The 18,902-nt window shown below is 59.8% G+C and carries 13 protein-coding genes and 2 tRNA genes; 2 read left to right on the forward strand and 13 right to left on the reverse strand.

Annotation, left to right across the window (positions count from 1 at the left end; translation table 11 throughout):
* Nucleotides 1-9: 9 nt before the first annotated feature.
* From HLH29_RS08645 to HLH29_RS08655, 3 genes are all read right to left on the reverse strand, one after another.
* Nucleotides 10-402, reverse strand: a complete 393-nt coding sequence (locus tag HLH29_RS08645) for a hypothetical protein (RefSeq protein WP_182965823.1) — start codon at nucleotides 400-402, stop codon at nucleotides 10-12.
* Between the two features lie 67 nt (nucleotides 403-469).
* Nucleotides 470-1,903: a TolC family outer membrane protein gene (locus HLH29_RS08650; RefSeq protein ID WP_182965825.1), complete on the reverse strand. Its 1,434-nt coding sequence runs from the start codon at nucleotides 1,901-1,903 to the stop codon at nucleotides 470-472.
* Nucleotides 1,904-1,980: 77 nt separating this feature from the next.
* Nucleotides 1,981-2,661, reverse strand: coding sequence for a protein-L-isoaspartate O-methyltransferase family protein (locus tag HLH29_RS08655; RefSeq protein ID WP_182965827.1), 681 nt, complete (start codon nucleotides 2,659-2,661; stop codon nucleotides 1,981-1,983).
* A gap of 177 nt (nucleotides 2,662-2,838) precedes the next feature.
* Between HLH29_RS08655 and HLH29_RS08660 the strand changes: the two genes are divergently transcribed.
* A tRNA-Cys gene (locus HLH29_RS08660) sits at nucleotides 2,839-2,912 on the forward strand.
* A gap of 325 nt (nucleotides 2,913-3,237) precedes the next feature.
* On the opposite strand, the gene HLH29_RS08665 is transcribed toward HLH29_RS08660, so the two are convergent.
* From HLH29_RS08665 to HLH29_RS08710, 10 genes are all read right to left on the reverse strand, one after another.
* The gene (locus HLH29_RS08665) at nucleotides 3,238-3,885 is read right to left on the reverse strand and encodes an SGNH/GDSL hydrolase family protein (protein ID WP_182965829.1); all 648 of its coding nucleotides are present in this window, start codon (nucleotides 3,883-3,885) and stop codon (nucleotides 3,238-3,240) included.
* 93 nt (nucleotides 3,886-3,978) lie between these two features.
* Nucleotides 3,979-4,416, reverse strand: a complete 438-nt coding sequence (bcsD, locus tag HLH29_RS08670) for a cellulose biosynthesis protein BcsD (protein WP_182965831.1) — start codon at nucleotides 4,414-4,416, stop codon at nucleotides 3,979-3,981.
* On the reverse strand, nucleotides 4,413-8,015 hold the full coding sequence (locus tag HLH29_RS08675) for a cellulose synthase subunit BcsC-related outer membrane protein (RefSeq protein WP_182965833.1): 3,603 nt from the start codon (nucleotides 8,013-8,015) through the stop codon (nucleotides 4,413-4,415). Before HLH29_RS08675 ends, bcsD begins: the two co-directional genes overlap by 4 nt.
* Before the next feature lie 167 nt (nucleotides 8,016-8,182).
* A complete protein-coding gene (gene bcsA / locus HLH29_RS08680; RefSeq protein WP_182965835.1) occupies nucleotides 8,183-12,817 on the reverse strand; it encodes a UDP-forming cellulose synthase catalytic subunit in 4,635 nt (1,544 codons plus the stop codon).
* Between the two features lie 5 nt (nucleotides 12,818-12,822).
* A complete protein-coding gene (gene bcsQ, locus HLH29_RS08685) occupies nucleotides 12,823-13,575 on the reverse strand; it encodes a cellulose biosynthesis protein BcsQ (RefSeq protein ID WP_246374025.1) in 753 nt (250 codons plus the stop codon).
* Nucleotides 13,576-13,636: 61 nt separating this feature from the next.
* Nucleotides 13,637-14,197, reverse strand: a complete 561-nt coding sequence (locus HLH29_RS08690; RefSeq protein WP_182965839.1) for a hypothetical protein — start codon at nucleotides 14,195-14,197, stop codon at nucleotides 13,637-13,639.
* Between the two features lie 483 nt (nucleotides 14,198-14,680).
* Nucleotides 14,681-15,751: a glycosyl hydrolase family 8 gene (locus tag HLH29_RS08695; RefSeq protein ID WP_182965841.1), complete on the reverse strand. Its 1,071-nt coding sequence runs from the start codon at nucleotides 15,749-15,751 to the stop codon at nucleotides 14,681-14,683.
* Between the two features lie 180 nt (nucleotides 15,752-15,931).
* Complete coding sequence (locus tag HLH29_RS08700) at nucleotides 15,932-17,062, reverse strand: acyltransferase family protein (protein ID WP_338030206.1); 1,131 nt, start codon at nucleotides 17,060-17,062, stop codon at nucleotides 15,932-15,934.
* Nucleotides 17,063-17,167: 105 nt separating this feature from the next.
* Nucleotides 17,168-17,243 (reverse strand) — tRNA-Glu (locus tag HLH29_RS08705).
* Between the two features lie 107 nt (nucleotides 17,244-17,350).
* Nucleotides 17,351-17,680 carry a hypothetical protein gene (locus tag HLH29_RS08710; RefSeq protein ID WP_338030209.1) on the reverse strand — a complete coding sequence of 110 codons (330 nt, stop codon included), beginning with the start codon at nucleotides 17,678-17,680 and terminating at the stop codon, nucleotides 17,351-17,353.
* Nucleotides 17,681-17,812: 132 nt separating this feature from the next.
* On the opposite strand from HLH29_RS08710, the gene HLH29_RS08715 reads away from it, so the two are divergent.
* Entirely contained in the window at nucleotides 17,813-18,781 is a 969-nt protein-coding gene (locus HLH29_RS08715) for an RluA family pseudouridine synthase (protein ID WP_182965845.1), read from the forward strand.
* The last annotated feature ends 121 nt before the right edge of the window (nucleotides 18,782-18,902 follow it).

An 18,902-nucleotide genomic window follows, 5' to 3' on the forward strand; every position in this document is an offset into this window, starting at 1 on the left:
GGAATGGCCTCAGCGGGTCATCAGGGGACTCGATCCTTCATACGCCTCGCCGAACGGCGCCAGGTAGGTCCCCGTTACCGGATCATGATGCGGGTCTGGCCCCCCACCGCCCCCCAGACGGAATTTGCCCAGCGGACCGAGCGGAATGTCGAAACCATCGTCCCCCGCCGGCTTGCGGACCCGATGGTCCGGCACCGGCGCCGCTGCGTAAACCGTCCGCTTGCCCACGACGTCCAGCCGTTCTCCCCCGCCATCCGGCAACGTCGTGGCCGTAACGGACGATGAAGCCGGCACGGCCTGCGACGGAATGGCGACATAGATATTGGTATCGAAGGGACGATGGGCGGGCCGCGCGGCAACCGCACTTGGGGCCGCCGGCATCACGAGCACCAGCAAGACCATGCTTCGGCACGCCATCCTGGCCATTTCGCCCCCTGGTCACCGTTGCCCGGCAGTGGCCGGAATGACATCAGCGCCCCGGCTGGTTCTCCGCCTGGTCGCTGATCCCCCATAGCCGGTCCTTGACCGCCTTGTAATAGGCGGTCTCGTCATAGCGCGGCACATCCAGCTTCAGATCCTGCGCCGTCAGCCGGCCGATGGCGGCCGCCACCCCATAGGATGCGGTCACAAGGTTGCTCAGGCTCTGCACCAGCGCCACCTGTGCCTGAAGCAGGGTCTGCTGCTGCTGCAACACTTCCAGCGTCGTGCTGGTGCCGACGATCGCCTGGCGTTCGACACCATCCAGGGCGACGATGTTCGATTCAATGGCGATCCGGTTGCTCTTGATCGCCGCCGTATAGGCCACCAGCTGCTGCCAGTTCGACGAGGCAAGCTGCATCGCCGCGCGGCGCGCGATATCCACCGCGCGATGCGCCTCGGATACCTGCTGGCGCGCCTGCCGCACGGCGGCATATTCCGACCCGCCCTGATAGAGCGGGAACTGGATGTTCACCGTCGCATATTTGTCGTCCATCAGAGAGCGGCCACTGCTCTGGTTGAGCCCGTGCTCGTAGCTCGCCTCGGCCGAGATCTGGGGCATGATCGCGGCCATGGCCACGCCGACCGCGTCCTTCTGCGATGCCTCGGTAAACAGGGCACCGATGACGTTCGGATTGTTCTGCACCGCCTGGGCGATCGCCTCGTTCTGCGAATGCGCCGGCAGCACCAGTGGCTGCGGCGGTACCAGATTGGGCGGCGGCGACATGCCGATGACCTGGGCATAGGTCGCCTGGGCCGTCTGCAACGTGCCTTCGGCCTCCTGGCGGGAGGCGCGGGCGCTGGCCAGCGCGGCCTCGGCCTGGGCCACATCGGTCCGCGTAATCTCGCCGACCCGGAATCGCTCCGAGGTCGCACGCAGCTGTTCCTGCAGCACTTTTTCGTTATTGATATTGAGCTGCAGCAGCTGCTCATTCTCGATCACGCCGACATAGGCGCTGACCACGTCGCTGAAGACCTGCTGTTCGGTCGCGATCAGTTGCGCCCGCTCGGCCATCACGGCATTGACCGCCTTATGGGTGCTGGCCGTGGTCCGCCCGCCGGAATAGAGCGGCTGCGAGATCGTGACCCCGGCCGTATAGCCGGGGACATCATATTTGCGGCTGTAACCGGCATAGCCGTTCTGCGCGGCCATGGTGCTGACGCCGGAAAAATAGGTCATGCCGGCATTGCTGGTCACGGTGGGCCGCCAGCCGGCCAACGCAGTGGGCACCTGCTCGTCGGTCGCGCGCAGGGTCGCGCGCTCCTTCTGCAAGGTGGGGTTGGTCAGGTAGGCCGCGGCCAGGGCCTCCTGCAATGTATGAGGGACGAAGGTCGGCGACCCGCTGCCGTCATAGCGCTGCGCCCACGCGGCCGAACTGCACAATAGGGCAGCCATCCCAGCCCCAATTCCGCACCCGCGCTTCATTCGTCTCTCCCCGGAAATGCTACCCGGGGTTGGGTATCGCATTTCCAGGTAAAGAATATATCAAACGGTATCAGGCTTCAGAACGCAAAGGCCGGCGCCGGTTCCAGTTCGGGCAGCAGCGGCAGCGCGACATCGAACACAGGCCGCGTCGCCAGCCCGGTCGCGGAGGCTTCCCCGATGCTGGCCGCCGCCACGCCACCTTCGGGCCAGATCACACAGACAATCCTGCCATGCGGCGCAAGCTGATCTACCAGGGCCGATGGCACCGCACGCACGGCACCGTCGATCAGGATCAGGTCGAACGGCGAATCGCCCGCCGCGCCCGCCGCCAGCTTGCCGTCCCGCCACACCACGTCCGGCGCCTCGGCAGCACAGAATGCTTTACCGATCGCGCTCAGGGCCGCATCCGACTCCAGCGCCACGACCTTCAGGCCCAGACGCGCCAGCAGGGCCGCGATGTATCCGGTCCCCGCCCCCACCACCAGCGCGCGCTGCCCGGCCACGGGCTCGGCGATCTGGACCATGCGGCCGGCAATGCGCGGCTCGGTCAGCACCCGGCCGTGGCCCAACTCCAGGCTCTGGTCGGCATAGGCGATGGTCCGCAGCGAAGCCGGGACACAGGATTCGCGCGGCAGCACACGCATGGCGGCGACGATTCGCGGATCATTGATCTGCACGGGACGGATCTGGGCATCCACCATCCGCTGCCGCGCGGCATCGTAATCGAGGATGGCATCTCCAGGCGCGGACTGGTTCATGGCGTTCCCTTCGCAACGTAACCCACGGCACGGGCCCCATCTTCGGTGGTTCCCTGGGGCATTTCCCTAGCCTGAGCCCGTTTTATGTCCCCGTGCGCCATCTGCCTAGCAGGCCCCCTGCACACAACGGCTTGACCAACACCGCAAGAGCGTGGATATAGCCAACGCACCATGTCGGGTCCGGTGGCAGAATGGTGATGCAGCGGACTGCAAATCCGCGTATGTGGGTTCGATTCCCGCCCGGACCTCCACCCGACAAGTTCATCGTCATGATTTTCAGCAGACGAATGCTAAGGTCTTGATATGACGTCAGATAACGCCTCAGATAGACTGATCGTCGCCATCCGGTGTCATGGGAGGGCGAAATAGCCGCCACCGCCGCGTTATCGTTCTTGGGCAACGGGCTGGCCGGATATCAAGAATACAATGTTATCTTATGCCCGCGTGGAGCACGTAATGGGCCGCCCCAGGGAAGACGCTCCGAGTGATTACCGTTCGGTGTGAACAACGGATCGCAACGAAATGCCACGAGGCCTTGCACTATCTGCAAGGCCTCGTGGCATGGCGGGGGCTGGATCAGGATTTATGAACTAATAGCGGTATGATCTGGGCTGACAGGGCGGCGCTCCATTTCTGATATTCGGCGGTTGTCAGATGGATACCGTCTTCAGTTTCAACGTGCCCGCGAGACATCAGGGTTGTCGAATCAATGTAATGACAAGGCTGAACGTCTTTTTTCAAAAGAGCAGCCAATTGAAGCGTCCGCTCGTCGGTCTTGCCGTAACGGGGGTTATACGCCCCCCAAGTCGGCCCGACCCATATGCAGTTGGTTGAACCGACCTGATCGACCAATGCATGGACCTGATCGTCAATCCAATTGGTCGGCATATCCTTCTGCCCATACCCGGCCATCGCGTCGCCAAAGACGACGATCACCGCATTGGGATGCCATTTTTCCAGCAGGGCCGGAATATTGGGCGGCACATCCCCGGGCTGCATCGACAGGGTAATGGGCTCGACGCCAACCCGCATGGTGGATCCACACGTGTTGGTCGGTTTTTCATCCACCCAGTCCTCCGGCTTCGAAGAACAGAGGCCATAGCTGATGACCTTGGCCCCCTGGCGCGTCAGTTCGTCCGGAAGCGTGGCCAGAAGCGTGTTTTTAAACGTCACGTGGCTATCGCCAACCAGCAGAATGGTCAAACCAAGAAGAAGCGGCGCCAAAGAAACTTTCCTTCACAAGGTCAATGACAGAAAGGTGGGCGCACCGATCCGTTTCCATATCTTATGGCGCAGCCGTCACCGTACTGCGAAGGATTATTTTTGCGCCATTCCATATTCGAGAACAATAGTTCCGTCGCTGCAATCCTGACCGGCATCCCACGAAATCACGCAACCAGGCGTTGCATCGGGCTGTCGTCCAATCCATGTTTCATATAGCCCGGCAAGGCACGCCAGAAGCCAGGTCCCGGCGGGCGCACCCAATCCACCAACCTTGGGCAGCCCTACATGACGGATCAGCAGCCGCCGACTGTCCCGATCCATGTGCAGCGAGGCCGTGCCCCACTGTATCAGCGCTAACGCGGCGTTCAACTCAAGTTCCAATGCCTCGATCGTCGCGCAGGGGGGAAGCAACAGCCGTTCGGCCATCCGGGTACCGACAACACGCAGGAAGCGGTCACGCGCCGCCTCCCCCACCTGCTCGTCGAAACTACCCGCAAATGTCCGAAGAAATAACACGTCAGAAAACATCATGGCGTCCCAAGCAGAGAGTAATGAAGCGAAAGGCCGGCGGTCGTCTCGTTCCACGGCCCCGCCTTCTGATACTGAAAATCGCCGGAAACGCGCAGCGCCGACGTCACCTGATAAGACAGGTGACCGCTCGCACCGCCGACCAAACCGGAATCGGATGCGCCCCCTGCTACGGCCGCAGTCGGATCAGCAATATCCAACTGCTCCTGCAACTCAGGTCTGGTCGGATAGAACAACGAGGAACGCGAACTATAGGACTGATAACCGATCGAACCATTAACATTCCACAGCCAATTTCCGGAGTGGCCCGAATAGCGCACCGGCACCAGCAGCGCGAAATAAGACTGTGGAGAGAAATATCCACCATTGCCGAGACTGAACAGATACTGGTTGTTGTTATATTTAAACCAGGTCAGGTCCACGCCCAGCCGAACCTCGTTTGTCGTATCCTTGAAAACCGAAACGCTGCCACCGGCGCCAGATTCATATTCCTCATTGTCCTGGACGTTATGCCCCTGGATATAGGCGAAGCCTCCACGAACATAGAAATTGAGCAGCGGATCCCCGTATTCCAATTGCCCGTTCAAACGATTGCGGACCACCCCTCCCCAATTGCTGCCCGTCAAACCATCATGCAGGCCGGCATAGGCCAGCACGCTATCGGTCACTGCCCGCCGGTCGGCGGCAACCCGAATACGCAGCTGGTTAGTGATCTGCGGGCTGACCTCCACCCCGGCCAGTACATTCGTCTCACGGAAACCCAGGGGAGACGATCCAACGTCCACCTTCAGCCATTTCCATGCATAGGCCAGATTTGTTCCCACGCCGACAGCGTGGAAGCGGTTGGCCACGGCGCCATATTCCTTCGTTAGCGCCGCAGTCCCGATTTCACGCAGCCCCTCCACGTAATCCATGCTGCCAACACCCGATGCCAGAACGGTCGGCGTCACATTCAGCGACATCCGCCCTGTGCCAAGCGCAAAGGAGCCTGTGATCGGCAGATCACCCTCGGTCAACTGGTTCAGGCCCGTGCCGGAACGTCCCCGAAAGATCGGTCCAGCATCAACGAAGGGAGCGAATTCCTGCGTTGTGCTCGCGATATCGCTATCAATGTTACGCAGGATTGGATCCTGCGTTCCGACTCCGCCATCTGTCTTGGCCTGTGCCGTGTTGCGGAAGGGATTGATCCGGGCACTCTCGCCGTCGATCAACACGCCGCCATCGCGTCCGCCTCCCGCCCGCTCCTGATTGCCGATTTGCTGCATTCTCAGATCACGGGCTCTGGCAAGGTCGCTGAGGCTGGCAGTCCAGTTACCGCCCGCACGATGAAGCGTCGCTGAAGCCAGCCAGGTACGCGGATCGGCGGGCGCCTCCTCCGTCATGAAGCGAAGCTGCTCTTCAGCCAATGCGAAGTCATCGTTCTGCAACGCCAGCCGCACCACTGCCAGCCGGGCATCCAGATCGTTAGGATATCGCGTGATGACCGCACGGGCGATCGACAGCGCCTTACGCGTCTGGTTCGCCGACTGATAGAGGCGCGCCAACGCCAGCCGCGCCGCCGGATCAGGCTGGTCGGTCGTCAGGGCCGGTGCCAACGCGTCATACGCATCGGCACGGCGCCCTTCGGCATTCAGGCGATCGGCCGTCATGATCGCAAGCCCTGCCTGGATATTCCGCAGCGCAACGCTGTCATCCGAGGTCAGGCTGGAACCTTCTATCCTTTCAAGGAGATAGCGCGCGCGCTCCGGTTCCTGCATGCGCATGAACAAACCAGCATAGGCAATCCGCTGGCGGACTGTCAGCGAACCTGCGTTCATGAAAGTCTGCAAGACAGCGCTCGCTCCTTTTGGATCGTCGCGATCCAGCAGAGCAGTGGCGATCATCCGGCCTCGCTCGCCATCAGGATCATTGCCGCGGCGCGCGATCTGCATGAAATACAATCGGGCCTCTTCCGCATCCGGTGGCGCGTCCTGGACCAGTTGCAGTTCCTCAACCCTGTCCGCGATGCGCCGAATATCGGGCGTACGGCTCCCGCGCGGCAGCCGCTGCAGCAATTGTCGCGCGGCAGAAAAGTCATTCGCCTGGTTGGCAAAATAGATCCCGGCCTGCAATTCCGCCACGGACGCCGCTCTACCTAGCGACAAGAGCGGAGCCATCACCTCTCGCGCTTCGGTCCGCTGGTCGGCCTGCAGAAGAGCCTGCGCCAAGCGGAGGCGCAGCCAGGGATCATTCCCCCGGTCCTCCAGCCCCTGCCGCAACAGGGAAATACGGTCGTCAAGCGTCGTCGCCCGTTCCGCCTGCGCGATCAGCTCGTTCCCCGCCATCTGCTGTTCGAATGCCGGTGACAGACGCCGTATCCGGGCGATCAGCATATCGGCTTCCTGCGTGCGGCCGGATTCGCGCAGGATCTGGTATAAACCTTCCAGCGCCACCACGTTGTCAGGCTCGGTGCGTATCGCCTGACGATATGACGCTTCAGCCTCTGCCGTCCGGCCGCGCCGCCGTGCGATTTCGCCTCGCAGCGCCACCAGCATGGTTTGTGATGGATCGACTTGCAGGGCGGCGTCGACTGCCCGGCCTGCGGCATCATACTGCCCCTGCTCCATCAGGCGGCGCACCTGCTCGTATGAGCCGGAAACCTTTGTGGCATTCAGCGCGCTTTGCCACCTTGCCGCCGAAGAGGGATCGGCTTGCATTGCCTTTTCCAGCAGATCCCGGGCTTGCGCCATCTGCCCCTGGCGCATACGCACCAATCCCAGTCCGCCCAAAGCATCAGCATCGTTCGGCGCCTGGGCTAGAGCATTGCTGAAATGCTTGTCGGCGTCCGTGATTTCACTGGTGGACAGGTCCTGATAGGCTTGAGTGCGCTCCAGCACCGCATGTTCGGATTCGGCAGCCGATGCCCGCTGCCGCAGACGGCTGATTTCATTATCGCTGGGATTCACCTTCAGCCAAGCATCGAAATAAGGGGTGCTTTCCGGCACCTCGGGCAGCCAATGCAACGCCTCCCGCCAGTCTCGCCGCACGGCCGCGAGATCATCCGCGGAGAGACTGGATATCGATGCCAGCTTCGTTAAGCGCGTCAGCCCGTCCTGACGGGTGGCGGGGAGCCATGTCAAAGCCTGCGCATAGGCGAGTTGGGCAGCCATATCGTTCGGGTTGGCCGCAACCAGCGCACGAAGCCCCTCGCGCCCCCGATCACGATACCCCACGGCTCCAGCGAGGGTCTGATAATATTCCACGGCATATTGCGGAGGCGGCCCGTTAGGAAACAGGCGCCGGTAGCCAGCCGCAGCCGCAGCCGTTCGTCCTGCCTGTGCCAGGGCACGGATCGCGGGTAATTCACCCTGCGACGTATCTTGCAAATGGAGCGCCTGATCGAGCCGTATGGTTTCCGGCGCGTCCGGAGCCAATGTCCGAAGGGAAGCCGCGACGCGTAGCGCCCCGCCAAGATCCCCCTGCCGTAGAGCCCACTGGCCGGTCAACGCCAGAACGCGAGGATCATTGGGGGCGATTTGCTTGACCTGGCTCAGCGCATCCTGCGCGTTGCCGTAACGCCCCTGATCATACCAATATTGCGCCCGCTGGATCAGCAACGGCACCAACGACCCGGCGGAAGCGCCTGCAGCGGCCGAGCTTGCGGCCGGCGGCGGCGGGAGCTCGCCCCCTTGCCCCGCATTCTGAGCCTGGGCGTGAACCGGCACGGACACAACCGTCCCGCCGCCTATCAGCAGCAGCCCCAGGCGAACAGTTAGACGACCGCTAACCGTCATGCATTCTTCCCGCTGCCACTTGCATCCAGATAGGCCTGCCGCCGCGCCGCGCGCAACGATAATCCCTTATGCAGTGACAGACCGACGACCAGCGAACCCGCGATAGAGAGAAGGATCACGCGCAAAGGGTGCTCGCGCAGGAACCAGTCGGACCATAGCCACCAGGGCAATGAACCGATCGTGTAGGTCTTGCCACTGCGTGAAGCGATGATCTTTTGCCCATTGACGACGGTAAGGTCACCCTGCACCCCTTTTTGCAGGGTGGTATCCCGTATCGTATGAATCAGGTCCTCCAACCCTTGCGGCGTACCACCCAGCATCATTACGACAGACCGATTGGCCGCAAAGGGCGACTGGGCGCCGATCAGCGCGCCACCTCCGCCCAATGATGCTGATCCCTCCAGCGCCGCCGTATCGGGCTGGGACGATTTGCTTTCGGGAAAAGCATAGCGAATGCCGTCCAGGAGAGAACGTTCCGCAAGGCGTAGCTGGCCGTTTTCGAGCCGATATGGTGTACCCGCCAAAATGGATGACACAATATCGCTGCCCGGCAGCGTAGCCATGACGATCAGATCGTCATCCTGCACCGCCTCCAGGCCATTCGGTCCCACGATCGTTATCCCTTCGGTCGGATACCAGGTGAAGGAACCGAACATGCCCATCAAGTCCAGATAGGCGGTCAGGAATGCGGTCCCAGGCCGGGAAGGCAATACGATCGCTGTCTGCGATAGATCGGCCATGCGGGTAAAGGGAAAGCCACTATTCGCGAAATAGGCCAGATTGGGCATCGTCGCCAAATGATAGGCCCGCCGGAAATCCAGAGTTGAATCCGGATCGATTCCAACGGTCAGATCTTGCGGAATCGCACTGCAGTCCCGCCGCGCCAACGGGCGTCCGTCAAAATAGAACTTCAACTGATTCTGGCCATAAACGCTCCACAGCGGCAGGTTCACCTTATCCCTATGGATCTGTGAAGCATGTGGCAGAAACCGGCTGATCCAGCTCGGCAGACGATCCGGCAAAGCCCAGGAATAGCTGCGCAGATAAACGTCGTTCAGGCTTACATCCACTCGGGACTGGGCCATGTCGATTATGCTGCCCAGCGGCGTCCGAATCTGGAAATCGGCCTCGAAGGATCTGCCGCGCCATGTATAGAGATCCGGGGAGATCCGGAAAGGTATCGCCAGCGTACCCGGAACATAACCATGGCCCTGCAGGTTGCCAAGGTTGACCAGCTCGCCAAACCGGACCAACCGATCAGTCGGCAGGAAAGCTGGCGCGTCGTATGGTTTCCGATGGGACAAGGTGACAGGGGCAACCGTCAGGCTCGATACATCGCCAAATGTGTTGGACATGAAGGCAAGCCCGCGCGCCGCGGTCAGCAGTTCTGCTTCATTCCTTCCGCTCACCACCAGGATTGTACCGAACGGGTCGCTCGGATTGGCAATTTCCGCCACCGTGGGGCCAACAACATTTACGGCTTTGGCTATTACGGGCGGCAGGCGGTTGAGCACACCGATCGCCACCGCATTTCCCCCCAGCGGAACCTCCTCCGAAACCGGAAAGGTGACATGATGGAAGTCCACGATCCTGCCGAACCAGGACGAAACCACGGATGCCGCTTTCAACACCGCAATGTCCTGCTGCGACGACGTATCGAGCTTTGCGGGCATGATGACAGGAACAACGGCGCGCTCGTTCATCGCCGTATCGAGAAACGGCGCAGGCAGAGCGGACAGGATGCGCCGCGCGGGCAAAGGAGCTGTCGTAATGCTGATGGTAGACTGCCCCGAAATCTCACCCCATAGAGCAGGGCTGATTTCGTTACCGCACGTTTCCGAATACTGGCCTGCAAAGGTAAAGTTGAGCGTATTCTTGCCCATGAAAAAGGCCGGATTAACCGCAAAAGTCAGCGGCCCGAATTCCGGATGATCGCGATTGACAGGAATCGTTCCAACATACTGATCATTTAGTCGGATCGTAATACTGCTACTCTGCGGCAGCAAGGAAGGCGACAAAGAACCGCTGAACGTGACATGAGCGTCGGTCACAAGCTGGCTGGGCGGCAGGCCGAAATCGAGGCCCTGGATCGAGGCAAAAGGCGTCATGCGCAGGGACGCGGGAGCGCCCAGTTCCTGCAGGGTCCATGTCCGCGTAGACGTGCCGGGAAGTTCCACATTTCCGACGGCAGTGGACGCTGTGGCAGTCGGTCCGGGGTTACCCATGATCAGCGGAGCCCCACCAGCCGAAGGACTTGCGGCATGCTCTCCCGCATTCGGCAAGGGCAGCGTGTCGTCTCCACCTCCCGTCGCAGGCGCGTCCAAAGACGGAGGAGAAGCCTGAGCCCCGCTGATGCTTAAACCAAGGGCGAGCAAGCCGATCATCGTAATGTTAGTCTTACGCGGTCTCAGGCTTACGGCGCGCCGCTCACTTCTGCCCACGGCCTGGCTGGCGCGCAGGCGCGCCGCAATCGCTTCCCTATGGCGCTGGGCGCTCGCCGGCTTGTCACGTCGAACGCTCAGGTTGCGAATGGAACTGACTGCAAGCCACAGACTACGGAGCGGACGGTCGGGGGGATAGTCGGACCAGTTAACCCATGCATCGGCGCGTCCGAAGGCGAAGCGGATGCTCCGTGCTTCATCACGAAGCGTAGCGGGTTGCCATTCCAAGCTCATCACTCCGTCGCGCACTGTCGCAACCCGGGCTGGAATAGGCCCCTCATGTAATTCGACGTGCACTTTTAGTTCTGCACCAGTTCTAAACGACTTCACATCCGCAGGATCCAGATGCACTCGGCATCCTCCGCGCGAGAGATCAACCGTCATCCCCCTGACAAGCCGCCCGTCATCACCGCCTATCGTCACGGGGAGCACGGCATGAATGCGCGCGTTGCGGCGTAACTGGCGCGTCTCATGCCCCACGGTGATAGCAGCAAGCACGATTATCGTACTGACTGAAATCCACAGTTCGTTCATCCACAATGCATTGAACGTTATGGTGTCATTATGCATCAGGACCAAGCGTAGGAGTCCCCATGCCAGACCGGCCACCAGGGCCGTACAAAGGAGGATATTCGGGTAAAGCGCCCGCCAATCCGTATATGCACTCTGGAGCGTTCCACCCTTCTCGGTCACATTGAACTTACCGTGCCTGGGAAACAGCAAGGTAATAATGGTCACTCGCACGAGAAAGAGCGCAAGCACCGTTTCGTAAATCTCGCTCCAGAACGAATAGCGCCAGTTCTTCTGCACGCGCGCCGACGTCCCGATCGAATGAAAAAAATGCGGGAAAGCATAGGCCAGAAACGCCTCGGGTGATGCAGCGATCAGGGTCTGGTTGAACAGCAGATAGGCGAGCGGGGAGACCAGAAAGATCAGACGCGGAATAGCGAACAGAAATCCAGCCATGGCAGAAAAATAACATAGCCGTTGAGCAATCTTCAGACCGGGTCCGAACAATGGATTATCCAGCCGCAGAATCTGCAACATTCCACGCGCCCACCGCATGCGCTGGCCGATATGCAGAATGAGCCGTTCGGTTGCCAGACCCGCGGCAAGTGGCATGGTCAGAAATGCCGTGGACCATCCCCGGCGCTGTAGTTTCAGCGCCGTATGGCAATCCTCGGTTACCGTTTCAGTCGCGATCCCGCCAATCTGCTCCAACGCGGTGCGCCGCAGCACGGCACAGGATCCACAAAAAAAAGTTGCATTCCAAAAATCATTTCCATTCTGCAACAGACCATAAAATATGTTGCCTTCAGGCGGCACGTTCTGTCCGTTGGCGAGATTCCGCTGGAACGGATCCGGGGAATAGAAATGATGCGGCGTCTGCATCATGGCCAGGGTCGGATCGACTATAAGCCATCCTATCGTCGCCTGCAGAAACGCCCGCACAGGTACATGGTCGCAATCGAAGATGGCAATATATTCACCACTTGTCTGCGTCATCGCATAATTCAGGTTGCCGGCCTTGGCATGTATATTATTGGGTCGGGAAATATAGCCCACCCCGACCTCGCGCGCGAATTCAAGAAAATTGTCACGATGTCCATCATCCAGGATGTACACGTTCAATTTGTCCGCCGGCCAATCCATTCCTATACAGGCCAGTACGGTAGCACGGACGATATCCAGATCCTCATTATATGTCGGAACATAGACATCGACTATGGGCCAGCATGCCAAATCGGCAGGCATCGGTACCGGCTTGCGGTTGAGCGGCCGTATCGTCTGGAAATAACTGAGCAGCAGCATCATCAGAGCGTAAAGTTCCGCGCCGCACAGAGTCAGAACCAGAATCATCTGGAACAGAGAACTGAATGCGAGCGTTTCCGTCAGTCTCCATGTGAGATAGCGCGCGGAGACGACGAGCGACATGACCTGCAAAAACAGCGTCGCCTCGCGGCCCGGAAAACGACTGACCAAGAAGAACAACGCAATGCCCGCCACCGCGACAATCAATTGCGCGTCGTCGGACAGCAGTGCCATGCTGGCCATTGCCAGACAAGCCCCGCCCAGCACCACGAAGCTACCAAGAATGGCGTGGCTATATCGTCCTTCTATGACAGGTTGACAGGCCCGGCCGATCGCATCCATCCGCGCGCGAGCACCCGAAAGAATGCCGCTCACCATGCTTATCAACTCCTCACCAGGGCGGTCAGACGATGCGAGATCAAGGTCAGATCATGATTGGCCTGCGACCGCGGGGCATAAGCGGCCAGTGACTTCTGTGCAGCCAGCGCCTCGCCGACATGCTCATCCCGATGTACCACCCCCACCAGCCGGTTACCCATCCGTGCACTTAGATTGCGCACGATCGTCGGCCCCAGGCGGGTCATCGGATCGAATTGGTTGATAACAAAACATTGGCGCCCACCGTGCCCCAGCCCGTACGCTCTGCCGGACTCGATGTCTGTAAATAGCGCCATCGAAGCCGCGTCCGCCGCCAGCACCGTCAACAGCAGGTCAATGCGCGGCAGAAGCGCCCGCAATGCAGCAGAAGGGCCCGGTTCCGTATCAACAATAACCAGAGCGTGAGGATCGGCTGCGATCTGGCGCAGGGGCTCAGCCAACAGCTCCGGAAAATTCTCCAGTTCCGCCGAGGCATGAAGCGAAGTCGCCATATCCATTGTGCCGTATGGCAGCACCATGACGCCCTCTGCCGTGTCCTGCAGAGCATGCTGCCACAATTGCGGCTGACGCAGCATCTGCATGAAACCCCGCCCCTCTCCCAGCGGCACACCCAAATGAAGCCGGAGCATATTCTGGGGATCCAAATCCACCGCGATGATGCGATGGGAGCGCAGACGAGCCAAATTAACCGCCAGATTGGCGGCTATCGTGCTTTTACCCACGCCGCCCTTCGGCGAAACGCAACAGATCAGGGGCATCGAAAGGCGTCAGTCACAGCATGGCCGATCATGAAAAAATCTATCTGTCCCGAATTATCTGTCAGCGGAATATATCATGCAGGCCCGATCCTGCCTGACGGCCCGTGGCTACGCCGCCAAGCACCCTAAACATGTCGGCCAATCGCATACGACGCGCCTCCGATGCCGACATGGGAACAGACGCTATACCCACCTGCGGGGCCGCACGAAAGGCTGCAAAATCATCACCAGATTCCTGCCGGGCGGCCGAAGGCACTTTACCTGAGTCCATCGGCGCAGCAGAGGGCGAAGGCGTCGTGAAAGCGCCGCCAAACAACGAGAATGGCGCGGAAGATGGCCGAGGCGCGGACCGTCCGGAAAGACCATCGACGGCAACACGGCTGGCCGGGGAAAAGGCCATGGGCGCGCCTTGCTCTTCCGACACAACCTTGTCAGTCACACCGGAGGCCATCGAACGGCCGGGAATCCGATCCATATTATCAAACGACCAATATGGCAGCCCCGGTGAATCGACTGCGGCCCGCAACCCGGGAATATCGACACCGTCATCCCTATGCCCCTCCCGAACCTTGGGCATGGCATCGGCAATCAGAGGGAATTCAGGCCCTGCGTCACTAGTCATCCCACCCTCTCCCAGCTTCGCTACAATGGGGCAAACCCGACTATCTCATGCTTATGAAATTTCGTCACGTCGCCGATCAAGACATTTCTATACCAAGAAAATCAAATGGCGCGCACCAAAATTCATCAAAAAAGAAAGAATTAGACAATAAAGCCGAAGCAGACGCTTCACAGAAAACGCAAAAAAATTATCCGTTTTGAATGCAACAAAAAAATTGTTCGCCAGCATGGCACGAAGATTGGCAACCGTACCCGAGAAAGCTGAATGCCCGCATGCTTCAGCCGACAGGCTGTCCGCCCGGATCACCTCGGTCTGCTACAAAATATTTCAGAACAAACAGAGGATACGCCATGTGAGAAAGGTAAACCGCGCTTGACCCTACCCTCATAACGATCACAGATTTTGAATACCCGTCGCTGAAAATCGCTCAGAGCCTGTTTGCAAATGCGCGCAGGCGGCGATCCGCATTTCCCGACACCCCCTTCAGAACGCGCCCTTCTGCTGAACGACACCATATGCCAAGCCGCCCAAAATCAGCGAAGATAACAGCGTCAGCGAAGCCGAATAGTAGTTCGAACTCGCAGCCAAGGCAGGGAAAGGCACATTTCCGGCACCGGGCATATCCAAAAGACCACTAGCGATTCCAACCGCATAGAAACCTAGTGGCGCATTATAGGGCGCAGTCATACCACTACGCAGATCCACCCAGGCCGGCATTCCCCCCTCCCCCCAGGCATTCCAGTAGCGCATAAACCCGCTTCTTAAATCCGCGTCCAATAATCCGGCCCATTGCAAATAAAGCGGCACACGCACTGCATCATAGGAGAAACGCGCCGGATGACCGCGGGCAATCGTGACGACTTCACTCGTCACCTGCATCCAATCCGGCGGCAGGTTCCAGCGCCCAAACCGCCCCTGCCGAAGCAGATCCAGCCCATCATGGATAACCCGCTGCCAGATATCATGATCATCCAGATCCGACGCAGCCATCAACGAGGGCATGATATAATAAGAAGGGTTTATAACCACATGATTCGACGACGAAAATCCATAAAGCCCGGGCAGAAGCAGCATGCGATGCCCGACCGTGACCACGACCTGCGCCCGCAGCGCAGCATAGATCGCTCGAGCGGATTCGATCAGGTCGGAACGCCCCCAACGCCGGCCCGCCAACACCAGTGCCAGGGCGATCAGCAGATCACCATCCGTGGCATTGTTCTGGTCCGGAACATGAGGCGAAGCATCAGGCAGATAATGCCATGCATGCAATGCATCATCCGGACGCTTCAAAGTCTGCTCAGTCCACACGAACATACGGTCGAAAGTGGCACGGTCGTCAAAGGCCTGAGCGAACAGCAGTCCATATCCCTGCCCTTCGCTGTGGGACTGCATACCATTGCCATTGTCAGTAACCCGGCCGTCCGATGCAACAAAGCGCTGACAATACAACGACCAGTCATCCGGCGTCGCTGCCCGGCCCGCACTGCCGAGAGGAAGACTCAGCCCACCGGCAATCGTCTGAAACAAGCGGCGCCGGACGAGGGAAAGGGTCATGTTTTGAGGCCATATGATCGCAGAATGACACGGTTAAGCTATATACAAACCTCGGCAGTGCCTACCCAACCCTGAAAGAGATTTTACAGTCCACGCCATAAAAGAAAATTTCCCGCGCGCCCGGGCCGCCTGCACACCATTCAAATAATGATAAAAAACACCGCCAGCGGCCAAACGATCTCACCGAATACGTGAAACCGCCGATACGATGAACAGTCCGAAAGCAATAAGCACACTATTTCCCACCAACATTACGAGCTTACGCAGCCTCGTTTCGGGAGAGGCGCGCTTCTCATATACCAGCCCTACGCGCTCGATACAGACATAACTGAAAAAACTTGCAACCAGCGACAGGATCAGCACACCGGCCATCACCCATCCATGCACATAAAAAGCCGTTACATAATTAGCCAAAACAATAACCGGCCAATGCCATAGATAGACGGAATAGGACATCACACCGAGCGGAGATAGAATTGGCAAGGCATGACGCGAGACCAAGGTCTGAGGCATGACGATTAACGCCGCGGTCGCCACACAGGGCAATATCGACAGAGGAGATGGGCAAGCAAAGCTGATGGAATAGAATATCCCCGCCAGAACGATCGTCAGGCAAGCCGCGGCAGCGACCAGATTTGCGACAAGGGAAGACAAACGCAACGGCGGCAAAAGCCAGATCATCGTTCCAAGCAGGAACTGCCACATCCGGTCGAAAATATTATAATATGCCGTTCCGCCCCCATGCAGATGCTCAGCCACGTCAAAAATGAGGGACAGAATAAAAATACCCACGATTGCCCAGCCACGATGCCTTACATATGGCAGGAAAAGCGCCATCAGAAATATAATGGCGTAAAACTGCATCTCCAGCGACAAAGACCAGGTATGCAGGAACGGGTAAGCAATACTCTGCCCCTCAAAATACCCAACATGCCTGGCCGCAAAAATATTTGACAAATATACAAGCGCATAAGCGCCATTGAGCGCAATGTCAGCACGATCGCTAGGCAGAACCCACCACAACATTGCTGCAGAAACCACAACAATCATACCAAGCAGAGCGGGCAACAGGCGATAGACACGCCGGCAAATAAAATCGACAGGCCGAAAGGGCACCTGAAACAGGGCTGAACGCCCCATGAAATATCCAGAAATTACGATAAAAACGTCAACGCCGACAAAACCGCCGCGCAGCCATCCCGCATGAAACAGGACCACCAGCAAAACAGCCAGCCCACGTAGCCCATCGACGTCCCGTCGACGATCTACAGGAAAGAGAGCGGAAAAGACTGGCAGTATCCTGAAGTGCACATTCGCACCATGAGCGTGAGACTGTATTTATCAAGGATATTACAAATATCCAACAATAGGACCGGAGCCGGCCAGCAGCCCGATCTTATTTCTTTGCCATGAGAATGGCGTCCCGTACGGGATTCGAACCCGTGTTACCGCCGTGAAAGGGCGGTGTCCTAGGCCTCTAGACGAACGGGACGTTGGACGAGGCAGCTTCTATGACATCGCGAGAGGGGACGCAACCCACCCGATACATGAAAATTGGCTTGCGGTGCTTTTTTTCCAAGATCGAAGCTTTTCAGGCGATTACGGAGCGGGCGCGCCCTGCCCGGCGGCCGCATTCAGGACCAGGCGCGCGATGATTCGCCGATGCTGGACGTCCCACAGCAGCACCCGGTCCGGACCGCCCCCGGCCAGCGCGACTGCCAGCAGCCCCCCATCCTGCCGAACCATGCCGGTAACATGCGTGCCGGCAGGCTCGCCCAGCTCCAGTTCGCCATAATCGCCCGCCGGCAACGCCACCGGCTCGGCGGCAGGCCGTGCAATCGCCGCCGGCCGCGGATGCGCGATTCGATGGACCAGCACACCGACCAGCACCAGCGAGCCCGCCGCCAGCAGCACGCCCATGCCGATCACGGCCGCCAACAGCCCTCTGGAGACCGTCGGAGCAGATCCCGTCTCCCTCACGCCCTGTCCATTCATGATTGTCCTGATCCATCCTGGCCCGGCATGATGTTCCGACCGGGCGATTTCCGTTAAGAGCCGTACATGACCGACGACACGCCCCCCATCCGCCTCACCGCGACCGAAGAGCATGCCGGCCAGCGGACCGACCGCTTCCTTGCCGACGCGCTCGATACGCTGTCACGTTCGCGCGTCAAGGCCCTGATGGAGGCCGGCCACGTTCTGCGCGACGGCCAGATCCTGCGCGAGCCCGCCGATCCGGTGCGGCCCGGCCTGTGTTATGAAATCAGGGTGCCCCCGGCAATCCCCGCCACACCCCAGGCCCAGAGCATTCCCTTCACCATCCTGTACGAGGATGCCCACCTGATCGTGCTCGACAAACCCGCCGGGCTGGTGGTCCATCCGGCACCTGGCAACGAGGATGGCACGCTGGTCAACGCCCTGCTGGCCCATTGCGGCGACAGCCTGACGGGAATCGGCGGTGAACGGCGGCCGGGCATCGTGCACCGACTGGACAAGGACACGTCGGGGGTCATGGTCGTCGCCAAGACCGAACAGGCCCACACGGCACTGTCCGACGCCTTCGCGACGCGCAATATCGACCGCACCTATCTTGCCCTGGCATGGGGATTGATGACCCCTGCCAGCGGCGGGTTCGAAGGCGCGATCGGCCGTGACAAGCGCGACCGCAAGCGCATGGCCGTGGTGACACATGGCGGCAAGGCGGCGCTGACACATTACCGCACCCTCGCCACCCATCATGGCGGCCTCAGCCTGGTGGAATGCCGGCTGGCGACCGGCCGCACACATCAGATCCGCGTGCATTTCTCCCATGGCGGCCACCCGCTGGTCGGCGATCCGGTCTATCTGCGCCGCATCCCCGCAGCCGCGCGCACCCTGCCGGACGACGCACGGCGCGCCGCGCTGGATTTCCCGCGCCAGGCCCTGCATGCTGCGCGGCTGGGCTTCACCCACCCGGGCACGGGCGAAGCGATGCTCTTCGAAACCGCCCCGCCTGACGATTTCAAGGCGCTTCTGGCAAAGATTGCTTAGTTTTAAGGCAATAATCGTGGAGCTTCCTTGACGCTCCCAGACCTGACCGATAGGCTCGAACAATACTCCAGCGGGTGACGCTACCGCCGGAATGGACGTCCCGTGGTGGCGCAGCCCTCTG

The sequence above is a fragment of the Gluconacetobacter tumulicola genome (assembly GCF_014174215.1).
Lineage (GTDB): Bacteria > Pseudomonadota > Alphaproteobacteria > Acetobacterales > Acetobacteraceae > Gluconacetobacter > Gluconacetobacter tumulicola.